Annotated in this window: 11 protein-coding genes; 7 read left to right on the forward strand and 4 right to left on the reverse strand. The window is 70.8% G+C overall.

From position 1 onward, the window contains the following. Position 1: 1 nt before the first annotated feature. Together ACFHW1_RS21205 and dxs are read left to right on the forward strand one after the other, a co-directional pair. Positions 2–1,327 (forward strand): class I SAM-dependent RNA methyltransferase, encoded by a 1,326-nt coding sequence (locus tag ACFHW1_RS21205; RefSeq protein ID WP_416555730.1) that lies wholly within the window; start codon positions 2–4, stop codon positions 1,325–1,327. A gap of 190 nt (positions 1,328–1,517) precedes the next feature. Further along, the gene (dxs, locus tag ACFHW1_RS21210) at positions 1,518–3,509 is read left to right on the forward strand and encodes a 1-deoxy-D-xylulose-5-phosphate synthase (protein ID WP_416615962.1); all 1,992 of its coding nucleotides are present in this window, start codon (positions 1,518–1,520) and stop codon (positions 3,507–3,509) included. Between the two features lie 125 nt (positions 3,510–3,634). Here the strand turns inward: dxs and ACFHW1_RS21215 are convergent, their stop codons facing one another. Beyond that, the gene (locus tag ACFHW1_RS21215) at positions 3,635–4,084 is read right to left on the reverse strand and encodes a hypothetical protein (RefSeq protein WP_416555772.1); all 450 of its coding nucleotides are present in this window, start codon (positions 4,082–4,084) and stop codon (positions 3,635–3,637) included. On the opposite strand from ACFHW1_RS21215, the gene ACFHW1_RS21220 reads away from it, so the two are divergent. From ACFHW1_RS21220 to ACFHW1_RS21235, 4 genes are all read left to right on the forward strand, one after another. Next, positions 4,035–4,199 carry a substrate-binding domain-containing protein gene (locus tag ACFHW1_RS21220; protein ID WP_416615997.1) on the forward strand — a complete coding sequence of 55 codons (165 nt, stop codon included), beginning with the start codon at positions 4,035–4,037 and terminating at the stop codon, positions 4,197–4,199. The two genes, ACFHW1_RS21215 and ACFHW1_RS21220, sit on opposite strands and share 50 nt — an antisense overlap. Before the next feature lie 135 nt (positions 4,200–4,334). Beyond that, the gene (locus ACFHW1_RS21225; RefSeq protein ID WP_416555728.1) at positions 4,335–5,021 is read left to right on the forward strand and encodes a response regulator transcription factor; all 687 of its coding nucleotides are present in this window, start codon (positions 4,335–4,337) and stop codon (positions 5,019–5,021) included. A 68-nt stretch (positions 5,022–5,089) separates the two neighbouring features. Next, positions 5,090–6,265, forward strand: a complete 1,176-nt coding sequence (locus tag ACFHW1_RS21230; protein WP_416555765.1) for a sensor histidine kinase — start codon at positions 5,090–5,092, stop codon at positions 6,263–6,265. A 410-nt stretch (positions 6,266–6,675) separates the two neighbouring features. Then, positions 6,676–6,978: a DUF6342 family protein gene (locus tag ACFHW1_RS21235; RefSeq protein WP_416555727.1), complete on the forward strand. Its 303-nt coding sequence runs from the start codon at positions 6,676–6,678 to the stop codon at positions 6,976–6,978. A gap of 95 nt (positions 6,979–7,073) precedes the next feature. Here ACFHW1_RS21235 and ACFHW1_RS21240 read toward each other — a convergent pair whose 3' ends face one another. Together ACFHW1_RS21240 and ACFHW1_RS21245 are read right to left on the reverse strand one after the other, a co-directional pair. Next, on the reverse strand, positions 7,074–9,140 hold the full coding sequence (locus ACFHW1_RS21240; protein ID WP_416615964.1) for a 3-hydroxyacyl-CoA dehydrogenase NAD-binding domain-containing protein: 2,067 nt from the start codon (positions 9,138–9,140) through the stop codon (positions 7,074–7,076). Continuing rightward, complete coding sequence (locus tag ACFHW1_RS21245; protein ID WP_416568395.1) at positions 9,140–10,351, reverse strand: thiolase family protein; 1,212 nt, start codon at positions 10,349–10,351, stop codon at positions 9,140–9,142. Before ACFHW1_RS21245 ends, ACFHW1_RS21240 begins: the two co-directional genes overlap by 1 nt. A gap of 263 nt (positions 10,352–10,614) precedes the next feature. Between ACFHW1_RS21245 and galE the strand changes: the two genes are divergently transcribed. Further along, complete coding sequence (gene galE, locus ACFHW1_RS21250; protein WP_416555724.1) at positions 10,615–11,616, forward strand: UDP-glucose 4-epimerase GalE; 1,002 nt, start codon at positions 10,615–10,617, stop codon at positions 11,614–11,616. A gap of 66 nt (positions 11,617–11,682) precedes the next feature. Here the strand turns inward: galE and ACFHW1_RS21255 are convergent, their stop codons facing one another. Next, complete coding sequence (locus ACFHW1_RS21255) at positions 11,683–13,005, reverse strand: HRDC domain-containing protein (RefSeq protein WP_416555723.1); 1,323 nt, start codon at positions 13,003–13,005, stop codon at positions 11,683–11,685. Positions 13,006–13,231 lie beyond the last annotated feature (226 nt).

Below are 13,231 nucleotides of genomic sequence, written 5' to 3' on the forward strand. Positions count from 1 at the left end.
CGTGAGTTCAGCAGGGGCCGGGAGTCCAGCACGGGCCGACCTGGCGGAAGGCAATCGGACGACGGTACGGGTGGGCGCTGTGGCGCACGGCGGGCACTGCGTCGCCCGGGTCGACGGCCAGGTGGTCTTCGTCCGGCACGCCCTGCCGGGCGAACTGGTCACCATCGAGATCACCGAGACGCACCGGGGCTACCTGCGCGGTGACGCGGTGACCGTGCACGAACCGGCCCCGGACCGGGTCGAGCCGCCCTGCCGGTACGCCGGCGCCGGCCGTTGCGGTGGCTGCGATCTGCAGCACGTCACCGTGGCCGGTCAGCTGGCCTGGAAGGAGGCGGTGGTCCGGGAGCAGTTGCGGCGGCTCGGTGGGCTGACCGAAACCGAGGTCGACGGGTTGGCGCCGCAGGTCCGGCCGCTGCCGGGTGGACCGCTCGGCTGGCGGACCCGGGTGCGCTACACCGTCGACGCCGCGGACCGGGCCGGCCTGCTCAAGCACCGGTCACACGAGGTGGTACCGGTGGACCGCTGCCTGATCGCCCACCCGACCGTGCAGGCGGCACCCGTGGTGCCGGCAAGCGGACGTCGGTGGCCGGGTGTCGACGCGGTCGAGGTGGTCGCCTCGACCGCCGGCGAGGTCGTCGTCACCCCGGTCGGCGGGTCGTCACCCCGGTCGGCGGGGACGTCCGGCGCTGGGTCCGGTGCGCAGTCGGACCTGCCCGACGCGGTGTCCGACGCGCTGCCCGGTCCGGTGACGCAGATCACCGAATCCGCCGCCGGCCGCCGCTGGCAGTTGCCGGCCGGGGCGTTCTGGCAGGTGCACCCGGCGGCCGCCGATACCCTGGTCACCTCGGTGCTGGACCTGCTGCGTCCCCGTCCCGGCGAGTCGGCGTGGGACCTGTACGGTGGTGCCGGTCTGTTCGCCGCCGCGGTGGCCGGCCGGACCGGGCCGCACGGGCGGGTCACGATGGTCGAATCGTCGCCCGCCGGGGTGGCTGCGGCCCGACTCAACCTGGCCGACCTGCCCCGGATCGAGGTGGTCGCGGCCCGGGTGGAGACGGCGCTGACCCGCCGCCGGATCACCGGACCGGTCGACCTGGTGGTGCTCGATCCACCCCGGGCCGGTGCGGGCGCCCGGGTGGTCGCCGGGATCGCAGCGGCCACCCGGCGGGCCATCGCCTACGTTGCCTGCGACCCGGCCGCGCTCGCCCGGGACGTGCGCACCTTCCGCGACCTCGGCTGGTCGCTGACGGCGTTGCACGGCTACGACTGCTTCCCGATGACCCGGCACGTCGAGTGCGTCGCCCTGCTCACCCCGGCCGCCGGTCGATGACCCCGGTCGGCCGGATCCGCCGGCAGGCCGGCAGGTCGCACGTCGACTGGTCGGCGGCGCTGCGCAGCGGCGCGATCCCGATAGACTCTGCGGTCATGGGCGGACGCAGTACGCGGGCCGGAGCGTACGCCGCCGCCGGGTAGCCGCCCAGCGCCGCACATCGGCGCGCGCCGGGCAGTTGGGAGCGAAATTGAGCCAGGCAGAGGCAGGATCCGACGGCCGCTTGCTGGCCACCGTCCGCACACCTCAGGACGTCAAGCGGCTCTCCGCCGACGAGTTGGCGGTGCTGTCCGCCGAGATCCGCGACTTCCTGGTCGCCAAGGTGTCCCGCACCGGCGGGCACCTGGGACCCAACCTCGGTGTGGTGGAGCTGACCATCGCCATGCACCGGGTCTTCGACTCACCTCGGGACCGGTTCCTGTTCGACACCGGTCACCAGGCGTACGTACACAAGATCCTGACCGGCCGGCAGGCCGCCTTCGACCAGCTCCGCCAGCGCGGTGGCCTGTCCGGCTATCCGAGCCAGGCCGAGAGCGAGCACGACCTGATCGAGAACTCGCACGCCTCCACCGCACTGTCCTATGCGGATGGTCTGGCCAAGGCGTACGCGTTGCGCGGCGAGGCGCGCAGCGTGGTCGCCGTCGTCGGCGACGGGGCGCTGACCGGCGGCATGTGCTGGGAAGCGCTGAACAACATCGCCGGTGCCCGCAACCCGCTGGTCATCGTGGTCAACGACAACGGCCGGTCGTACGCGCCGACCATCGGTGGTCTGGCCGACCACCTGGCGGCGCTACGGCTCAACCCCGGCTACGAGAAGGTCCTCGACCTGGTCAAGGACACCCTCGGCGCCACCCCGATGGTCGGCCGGCCGATGTACGAGGTGCTGCACGCGGTCAAGAAGGGCATCAAGGACGCGGTCGCGCCGCAGACCATGTTCGAGGATCTCGGCATCAAGTACGTCGGCCCGATCGACGGCCACGAGCTGGCCGCCGTCGAGTCGGCGTTGCAGCGGGCCAAGGGTTTCGGCGGTCCGGTCATTGTGCACGTGGTGACCCGCAAGGGGTACGGCTACCGGCCGGCCGAGGAGGACGAGGCCGACTGCCTGCATGGTCCGAGCAGCGCTTTCGATGTGGAGACCGGCAAGCTGCTGGCCGCCCCGGCGGTGAAGTGGACCCACGTCTTCGCCGACGAGGTGGTGGCGGTCGCCGACGAGCGGCCCGACGTCGTCGGGATCACCGCGGCGATGGCCGAGCCGACCGGCATCGCGTCGCTGGCCCGCAAGTACCCGCACCGGGTGTACGACGTCGGTATCGCCGAGCAGCACGCCACCACCTCGGCCGCCGGGCTGGCGATGGGCGGACTGCACCCGGTCGTCGCGGTCTACGCGACGTTCCTCAACCGGGCGTTCGACCAGGTCCTGCTGGACGTGGCGATGCACAAGCTGCCGGTGACCTTCGTGCTGGACCGGGCCGGAGTGACCGGCCCGGACGGGCCTAGCCACTACGGCATCTGGGACATGTCGGTCTTCGGCGTGGTGCCAGGGCTGCGGATCGCCGCTCCCCGGGACGCGGCGACCCTGCGTGAGGAGCTACGCGAGGCGGTGGCGGTCGACGACGGCCCGACCCTGGTGCGCTTCCCGACCGGTTCGGTCGCCGCCGACCTGCCGGCGCTACGTCGGGTTGGCGGGGTGGACGTGCTGGTCGAGTCCGACCGGCACGATGTGCTACTGGTCGCCGTCGGCGCGTTCGGACACCTCGGCGTCGACGTGGCGGCCCGGGTCGCCGAGCAGGGCTACGGGGTGACCGTGGTTGACCCGCGCTGGGTCCGTCCGGTCGCCGCCGAGCTGGTCGAGCTCGCCGCCGCGCACCGGCTGGTGGTCACCGTCGAGGACGGGGTACGTACCGGCGGTGTCGGGGACGCCGTTGCCAAGGCGCTGCGCGATGCCGACGTGCCGGTGCCGCTGCGTGATCTCGGTGTACCGGCCGACTGGCATCCGCACGGCAGCCGGACGCAGATCCTCGCCGAGCTGCGGCTGACCGCGCAGGACGTGGCGCGCGACGTGACCGGCTGGATTTCCGGGCTGGACGATCCGGACAACGATCCGCCGGGCGGCACGGGCTTTGTCGGTGACGTTCCCGGCGGACGGTCCACCACCCGACGTGGTGTCGGCCGGCGCAGCTGAGTATCCGGTCTGACCACATCGGAGGCAACGGGAGTCGTACCCGCGTCAGCCGACTGCGGCGGGTCCTTCGGGTCGGGACCGAAGCGGTTCGGGCCGGACGTACCGTCCAGGACGAAGAAGCTGGATCAACGCGATGAGGATCCACTGGCCGGTGTCGTGCGGTCGTCGACGCCGACCGCCAACGTCGGTAGCAGCGGAAGAACCACCGGTAGGGTCAGCACGCCCGGCCGGTAGGGCAGGAGTCCGTAGTCGCCGCCGGAGTTGGGGAGCGGCCTTGGTAGAGGAGTTGGAGGTCCAGGTGGCGCCGCTGGTGGCTTTGCCGGCGAAGGGGTTGAGTCGTAGCTGAGCAGGGCCCACTCGCCGATGACCACCGGGATGTCGCGGGAGATGAAGGTGTCGTACGCCCGATCGAAGGTGTTGAGGAGGTCCTGCTCGACCTTGCTGTCGTACCGGGTGAAAGGCCGGCCTGCGCATCCCGTCGGCCTCAGCGTGGTGGGTTTCGACAATTCGCCATTGGCTGAGCTGGTGGATCCTCCGTTGACCACCATCGACCAACCGTTGGTTGCGATGGCCACCACCGCCACCGAGTTGGCTCTCGCGCTGGCGCGTGGCGAGAAGACCAGGCAAGTCGGGTTGGCGCTGGCGACGACCCCGACGGTACGGCAGAGCACCGCACCGCCGGCGCCCTGAGCTGTCCATGCGTTCGCCACGGGTACCCACCGTCGACGGGCACGATTCGACTGGTTTGTAATTCATCCCAGCTGCTTCACACAGGCTTAACGCCGGCCTGCGCAGGGTGGGACCGGACGGGTACAGGAGGTCGCGGTGCGGGTACTGGTGGTCGAGGACGAGCGGAACCTCGCCGACGCGATCGTCCGTGGGCTGCGTCGGCAGGGCATGGCGGTCGACGTGGCGTACGACGGCTCCGCCGGACATGAGATGGCCTTCGTGACCCGATACGACGTGGTGGTGCTCGACCGCGACCTGCCCGGCGTGCACGGTGACCAGATCTGCGCGGACCTGGTCAGCTCCGGCGCTCTCACCCGGGTGCTGATGCTGACCGCCAGCGGCACCGTCGCCGACCGCGTCGAAGGTCTGCAGTTGGGCGCCGACGACTACCTGCCGAAGCCGTTCGCGTTCACCGAGCTCGTCGCCCGGGTGCAGGCCCTTGGCCGGCGGGCCACCCCGGCGGCCCCGCCGGTGCTGACCATCGCTGACCTGACCGTTGACCCCGCCCGCCGGGTGGCCACCCGGCACGGCCAGCCGGTCGACCTCACCCGCAAGGAGTTCGGCGTGTTGGAGGAGCTGGTCAAGGCGCGCGGCGCGGTGGTGTCCAGCGAGGAGCTGCTGGAGCGGGTCTGGGACGCCAACACTGATCCGTTCACCACCACCGTACGGGTGACGGTGATGACGCTGCGCCGCAAGCTCGGGGAACCTCCGCTGATCGAGACCGTGGTCGGTGCCGGGTACCGGGTCGCCGGACCGGAGCTGCCCGACGAGGCGTACCAGTGATCCGGCTGCCCGGACCCGCCGCCCCGGCGGCGTCAACGACGGGTTCGCCGGGTCGACGCTGGCCGACGCTGCGCACCCCCCGGCCGACCCTGCGGCTGCGGCTCACCTTGTTCAACGCCGTCCTGCTGGTCGGCTCGTTGGCCGTCTTCGTGCTACTCGCCTGGCTGCTGGTCACCGACGCGCTGCGCCCGGCGGACCAGCTCGTGCCCGGGACCACCGTGGTGCTCGCCGACGGTCGCGAACTGGACGCGGCCGCCTGGCAGGACGGGATCGTCGAGCGGGCATCCCGTGAGCTGCTGGCCAAGGCGCTGGTCGCGCTGCTGGCGATCAGCGTGGTCGGGGTGGTCGGTGCGTACGCCGTCGTCGGTCGGGCGCTGCGTCCACTGCAGCAAGTGACGTCGACCGCCCGGCGGCTCGGCGAACAGACCCTGGACCAGCGGATCGGCTACTCCGGCACCGGTGACGAGGTGGCCGAGCTTGCCGCGACCTTCGACGACATGCTGGACCGGCTCAGCGCGTCGTTCGAGGCTCAGAAGCGGTTCGTCGCCAACGCCTCCCACGAGCTGCGTACCCCACTGGCGGTGATGCGCACCGAGATCGACGTGACGATGGCCGACGACACCGCTGACCTGGCCGAGTACAAGCGGATGGCGACGGTGGTCCGGGACGCATCGGAGCGGGCCAACGGGCTGTTCGACGCGTTGCTGGTGCTGGCCAGCAGCGAGGCGCAGTCCGGCCGGCGGCTGGTTCGTAAGGTGCCCCGGGACTTGGCCGAGGGGGTCTGCGCGGCGTTGTCGGCCGTCCAGGCTGAGACCCGCCGGTTGAAGTTGGACGTGCGTACCGCCCTGGACCCGGCAGTGGTGGTGGGTGACCCGAGCCTGCTGGACCGGTTGGCCGGCAACCTGATCGAGAACGCGGTGCGCTACAACCACCTGCACGGCCGGCTGTGGGTGCGAACCGGCAGCCACGGCTCGCACGTCTACCTGCTGGTCGGCAACACCGGCTTCGAGGTGGACCAGGCCGACGTGCCGGGCCTGTTCGAGCCGTTCCGCCGGGGCGGCCGGGAACGGACCGGAGCGCGCGGATCCGGCCTGGGTCTGTCGATCGTGCGGGCAGTGGCCGACGCGCACGGCGGCACGGTGTCCGCGGTGGCCCAGCCCGGGGGCGGCCTTGAAGTCACCCTGATGCTGCCGGCTGCTGACACGCCACTGCCGGTGGCTGCCTCGCCGATACGTCGGAACTGACCTGCCACCGCGCCCTGACCCTGCGGCCCGCTTGCCGAGGACCGGTGTCAGCAATGTTCACTTCACTCCACCGGTTTGACTTTCGGTTCGATGAATATGTTTTGTCGGAACTGGCTATGTGAATCATCTTCTCGAATTAACGGGTGTTGCGGTGGGGGTCAGTCATTTGTGGCGAAATGGTCGGTTGGTCGGGTCGGGCATCGTGGAAATTGCATCGAGGTAGAGATGTTGGTCAGTCTTGCTGGCAAATTTTGTGTCTAGCCAAGGTAGTTGGGGCTGTCCTACCATTGAATTGGCGCCGGATCGGGTGGGAGAAATAGGCCACGTTGGCTGAGGTGTATCGACTCCGATTCGGTCGTCCAGGGAAGTCGACCTTCCGGAGGGATTCCGGGCAAACGAAAGGAGATCCGATGCCCGACGTCGATCTTGGACTCGCAACGGACTGGAACGAGGGTGACACTCACGGGCGCATCCGGCTCCGGCAGAACCAGGTCTACGAGAGCTCGCCCAAGAAGGACGTCCTGATCAGTTCGCCGGTCAGTATCGAGCTCTCGGTCAACACGAACTACTCGACCTCGCAGGAAGCGGACAAGATCTACTTCACGACCCATTACGGGAGTCAAAAGAAGATCATTGCGGTTCTCGACTCGAATGGCGATCTGTACATCGCCGGCCGGGTGATTGAGGGTCAGAGGAACTTGTCCTACCGGTAGGTCTGGAATTTGTCCTGCAGGTAGGCCAGCTCAGACGGCAAACGGGATGTCGAGGCCGAGGCGGCGGCCTCGACATCCCGTTCCGTTTCGTCCGGTCAAACGGCTGGGCTGCTGGCCACCCCGGCGGGTAGGAACCGCCGGCCGGTCACCCGCTGCGCGGTGCCGGTCCGGTCCAGGTACGGGGTGATCCCGCCGAGGTGGAACGGCCACCCCGCGCCGAGGATCATGCACAGGTCGATGTCCTGTGGTTCGGCGACCACACCCTCGTCGAGCATCAGCCGGGCCTCCTGCGCCAACGCGTCGAGGGCCCGTTGCCGGACCTGCTCGGCGGTCAACGGCTGCGACCCGACCTCCAGCAGCTTGCCGATCTCGGGATTCATCTCGTCGTCCACCATCAGCGGCAGCCCGGACTCGGCGATCCGCCGCAGGTTGTCGCTGACCGTGAACCGGTCGGGGTACGCGGCCTGCAATGTACCGCCGACATGGTGGGCCACCGGCGGGCCGACCAGCTGCAGCAGGGCCAGCGGCCGCATCGGCAGGCCGAGCGGGTCCAGCGCGGCGTCGGCGACCTCCGGCGGGGTGCCGGCGTCCACTGCGGCGAAGATCTCGCCGAGGAACCGGGTCAGCAGCCGGTTGACCACGAAGGCCGGGGCGTCCGACACCAGCACGCAGGACTTGCGCAGCTGCTTGCCAATGGCGAACGCGGTGGCCAGGGCCACGTCGTCGGTCCGCTCCCCGCGAACGATTTCCAACAGGGGCAGGACGGCGACCGGGTTGAAGAAGTGGAAGCCGACCACCCGTTCGGGGTGGTCCAGGTCGGCGGCCATGTCGGAGACGGACAGCGACGAGGTGTTGGTGGCCAGGATTGTTTCGGGGCCGACGATCGACTCAACCTCGGCCCACACCTGCTTCTTGACCTTGAGGTCCTCGAAGACGGCCTCGATGACGAAATCGGCGTCGGCGAAGGTGCTCTTGTCGACCGACCCGCTCACCAGCGCCAGCAGCTTCGCCGCCGTTCCGGTGTCGATTCGGCCCTTGCCCACCTGCTTCTCAATCTCGGAGTGCACGTAGCTCAGCCCGGCGTCCACCCGGGCCTGGTCCAGGTCGGTGAGCACCACCGGCACCTGCAGTCGGCGGGCGAACAGCAGCGCCAACTGGGAGGCCATCAACCCGGCCCCGACGACGCCGACCTTGGTGACCGGCCGGGCCAGGTCCGCCGAGGGAGCGCCGGCCGGCCGCTTGGCGCGTCGCTGGACCAGGTCGAACGCGTACAGCCCGCTGCGCAGCTCCTCGGACAGGATCAGGTCGGCGAGGGCCTCGTCCTCGGCAGCTGTGCCCTCGGCGAACGGGGTCTCCTTGGCCAGCGCAAGCAGGTCGAGGGCCCGGTAAGCGGCCGGTACCGCGCCGTGCAACCGCTGGTCGAGCAGCTGGCGGGCGAAGTAGAGCACCCCGTCCCACATGTCCCGGTCGACCTCCGGGCGGTCGACGGTCACCACGCCGGCTACCACGCCGGCCGCCCACTGCAGGGACTGCTCCAGGAAATCGGCCGGTTCGAGCAGGATGTCGGCGATGCCCATTTCCGCAGCCTGCTTCGGCTTGAGCATCTTGTTCTGGGTCAACGGATTCTGGATGATCACCTGCGCGGCGGCCGGGATGCCGATCAGGTTCGGCAGCAACTGGGTGCCTCCCCAGCCCGGCACCAGACCGAGGGACACCTCCGGCAGGGCCAGCGGACCCGCTCCGCCGGACAGCGTCCGGTAGTGGCAGTGCAGGGCGAGTTCCAGCCCGCCACCCATCGCGGCACCGTTGACGAAGGCGAAGGTCGGCACTGCGCTGTCGCGCAGCCGGGCGAAGATCCGGTGGCCCGTCCGGCCGATCTCCAGCGCCTGCTCACGGTCGACGAGCTGCGGCATCGCGGTGAGGTCGGCGCCGACGCAGAAAACGTACGGCTTGCCGGTGACCGCCACGAAGGCCGGCTCGCCGGCCAGCGCCTCGGTGATCGCCGCATCCAGACCGGCCAGCCCGGCCGGCCCGAGGGTGTTGGGTTTGCGGTGGTCCAGACCGTTGTCCAGGGTGATCAGCGCGGCGGGCCGGTCCAGTCCGGGTACGTGCACCTGCCGGACCAGCGCCCGGGTGACCACCTCGTCGGGATTGTGCAGCATCAGTTCTCGTCTCCCTGCTCTGCCGGGCCGGTCCAGGCCGGGTTCTCCCAGATGACCGAGCCGCCCATGCCGATGCCGATGCACATGGCGGTCAGCCCGTAGCGCACCTCGGGATGTTCGGCGAACTGCCGGGCCAGCTGGGTCATCAGCCGTACGCCGGAGGAGGCCAGCGGGTGCCCGATGGCGATGGCGCCACCCCACGGGTTGACCCGTGGGTCGTCGGCGTCGACGCCGAAGTGGTCGAGGAAGGCCAGCACCTGGACGGCGAATGCCTCGTTCAGCTCGAACAGGCCGATGTCGTCGATGCCCAGCCCGGCCAGCCGCAGGGCCTTCTCGGTCGCTGGGATCGGGCCGACGCCCATCACCTCCGGCTCCACGCCGACGAAGCCGTACGAGACCAGCCGCATCGCCACCGGCAGACCCAGCTCACGGGCCACGTCCTCGGCGGCGACCACGCTGGCGGTCGCGCCGTCGTTGAGCCCGGCGGCGTTGCCGGCGGTGACCCGCCCGTGCGGCCGGAACGGGGTCTTGAGAGTGGCCAGCTTCTCCAGGGAGGTCTCCCGGGGTGCCTCGTCGACGGTGGCCAGCCCCCAGCCGGCCTCCGGGTCGCGGACCGCCACCGGGACCAGGTCGGGCTGCAGCTTGCCGTTGGCGTACGCCTTGGCGGTCTTGACCTGGGAGGCGAGGGCGAAGGCGTCGGCGCGTGCCTTGGTGATGCCGGGCAGCCGGTCGTGCAGGTTCTCTGCGGTCGCGCCCATGATCAGCGCGGACGGGTCGACCAGCTTCTCGGCCAGGATGCGCGGGTTGGGGTCGACGCCTTCGCCCATCGGGTGCCGGCCCATGTGTTCGACCCCGCCAGCGATCGCCACGTCGTAGGCGCCCATCGCGATGCCGCCGGCCACCGAGGTGACCGCAGTCATCGCGCCGGCGCACATCCGGTCGATGGCGAAGCCGGGCACCGTCTTGGGTAGCCCGGCCAGGAGCGCGGCGGTGCGACCGATGGTGAGCCCCTGGTCCCCGGTCTGGGTGGTCGCCGCGATGGCTACCTCTTCGACCCGGTCGGGGGGTAGTTGCGGGTTGCGCCGCAGCAGTTCGCGGATGCAGCGGATGACGAGATCGTCGGCGCGGGTGTGGGCGTACATCCCGCCGGCTTTGCCGAACGGGGTACGGACGCCGTCGACGAAGACGACGTCCCGGACTTCACGCGGCACGATGGGGCCTCCTTGCCGGCCTGGATACGCGGGGCAGACCTCCATGCTACTTGTCGGTAACAAATGTCGACCGGTGCCCCTGGTGTGGCCCGGGCCACACCAGGGGCACCGGTCGGGAGTCTCCTCCGGCGGATCGGTCCGATCCGGCTCCGGTACCGTGATTGTCAATCGTGTGCCACCGCCCGCACCGGACATTCGCGACCCGCCGGACGGGCGACGGACGACCAACCCCAGACGGACGACAATCCAACAGAGGAGACACGGTGAAGGTTCTGATCGCCGGAGGCGCGGGCTTCATCGGCAGTACGATCGCCTCCGCGTGCCTTGACGACGGCATCGAGCCGGTGGTGCTGGACAACCTGAGCACCGGGCGAATCGAGTTCACCCGCGACCGGATCTTCTACCAGGGCGACATCGCCGACGGTGCCCTGATCGACCGGATCTTCGCCGAACACCCGGACATCCGTGCGGTGGTGCACGCCGCGGCGCTGATCGTGGTGCCCGAATCGGTCGCCGAACCGCTGCGCTACTACCGGGAGAACGTCGCGAAGTCGATCGACTTCATCGAGCACGTGGCCCGCAACGGAGCCGAGCGGTACCTGTTCAGCTCCTCGGCGTCGATCTACCGGCCGGGTGCGGACTTCTCCGTCGACGAGTCCTCGCCGCTCGAGCCGACCAGCCCGTACGCGCGGACCAAGGCGGTGATGGAGATGCTGCTCGCCGACTGCGCCGCCGCCATGCCGCTGCGGGCGCTGTCGCTGCGCTACTTCAACCCGATCGGCGCTGACCCGCAGCTGCGCACCGGCCTGCAGATCCGCCAGCCCACCCACGTCCTCGGCAAGCTGATCACCGCCGTGCAGACCGGGGCCGAGTTCACCATCACCGGGGTCGACTGGCCCACCCGTGACGGCTCGGGAATCCGCGACTACATCCACGTCTGGGACCTGGCCCGGGCGCACGTGCAGGCGTTGCGCCATTTCGACGAGATTCTGCCGGTCGGCGCCGACCGCCGCTACGAGGTGCTCAACCTCGGCACCGGCGACGGCACCACGGTGCGTGAGTTCGTCGAGGCCTTCCGCTCAGTGGTCGACCAGCCGCTGCGGGTCCGGGAGACCGGGCCCCGCCCCGGGGACGCCGCCGGCTCGTACACCCGCAGCGTACGGGCGCGTCGGCTGCTCGACTGGAAGCCCGAGCTGTCCATCGCCGACGGCATCCGGCACTCGTTGGCCTGGTCGGCGCGGCGGGACCAGGTGCTCGACGACTGAGCACGGCGTCCGGCCGCGTCGACAGCGACCTTAATCGTGACGTTCCTGGCGACCCGCCGCGGCGGCCTACCGCGGCGGGTCCCGCAGCGCGGCGCTCAGCTCCGCCACGATCAGCGACACCTGCCAGGTGCGGGCACCGAACCCCTGCAACGTCGCCGCCACCGACTCGTCGCTGATCTCCTCTGGCGGAGTCCAGGCGAGCCGGCGGACCGAGTCCGGCGCGATCAGGTTCTCCGGCGGTAGCAGGTTCGCCGCGGCCGTGCGGATCACCACCTCCCGGCAACGGGCCAGCCGTGCCGCGGCCGCCGGATCCCGTTCCGCCCAGCGGTGCGGCGGGGGAGGGCCGTCGAGCGGGGGCGTGGTCGGCAGGGCGTCGTCGGGCAGGGCGCGGGCGACGTCCAGCGCGTCCAGCCAGATCCCCGCCAACCGCCGGACCGAGCGGCCGTTGAAGCCAGGCAACGCCAGCAGGGCCCGCTCGTCCCGGGGGTCGAGTTCGGCCGCCGCGATGATCGCCGAATCCGGCAGCACCCGGCCCGGTGCCGAATCGCGGCGGGCGGCGACGTTGTCCCGAGCCTGCCACAACGCGCGTACCCGGGCCTGGGCCCGCGCTCCGCGCACCCGGTGGATGCCGGAGGTCCGCCGCCACGGCTCCGGCCGCACCCGGGTCGGCTGGCTGCCCCAGGCGACCAGGGCGGCGAACTCCTCGGCCGCCCACTGCTGCTTGCCCTGGCGTTCCAACTCCAGGGCGAGTACGTCCCGCAGCTCGACCAGCAGTTCGACGTCGAGCGCCGCGTAGGTCAGCCACGACTCCGGAAGCGGGCGGGTCGACCAGTCGGCGGCGGAGTGGTGCTTCTCCAACGAGAAGCCGAGCAGCGCCTCGGTCAGCGCGGCCAACCCCACCCGCTCGTAGCCGGCCAGCCGGGCGGCCAACTCGGTGTCGAACAACCGGCGTGGGCGCAACCCGACATCGGCCAGGCAGGGCAGATCCTGGCTGGCGGCGTGCAGCACCCATTCGGCATCGGCGATCGCGGCGTCGAGCACGCCCAGCTCAGGCAGCGGCAGCGGGTCGATCAGCGCCGTACCGGCACCCGCCCGGCGTAGCTGCAGCAGATAGGCGCGTTGGGTGTATCGGTATCCGGAGGCGCGCTCGGCGTCGATGGCGACCGGACCGGAGCCGGCAGCGAACCGGGCAACGGCCTCGGCGAGAGCGTCGTCGTCGGCCACCGGTGCAGGGGTGCCGTCGCGGGGAGCGGTCAGCGCAACGGGCCCGCCGGGCGAGGAGTCGGACCCCCCGCCATCGGACGCCGGCGGCTGCGCCAGCGGGTGGTGCGGCTCGCTCCCTGCTGGGCGTTGCGCGGTCCGACGGCGCAGGGGGGATTCGTCGGTCACCTGACAACCCTAGTGCCCGGCCTGCCGCCGGCCGCACGAGGTGTCACCGGCGCGTCGGCTCCGAGCCGGGCCGAGTTGACCGGCGACACCCCGGTGAGGTGTCCAGCGGGTGGCAATCGTGTATCACCGGGCGAGAGGTGACGACAAACACCGTACTGCCCGGTACGGTCGTATCGCCGCTCAGCGGCAGGTGGGCCGGCTGCCGCGGTGAAGGAGAGGCTGCCAC

It is taken from the genome of Micromonospora sp. LOL_014, assembly GCF_048060245.1.
Classification (GTDB): Bacteria; Actinomycetota; Actinomycetes; order Mycobacteriales; family Micromonosporaceae; genus Micromonospora_E.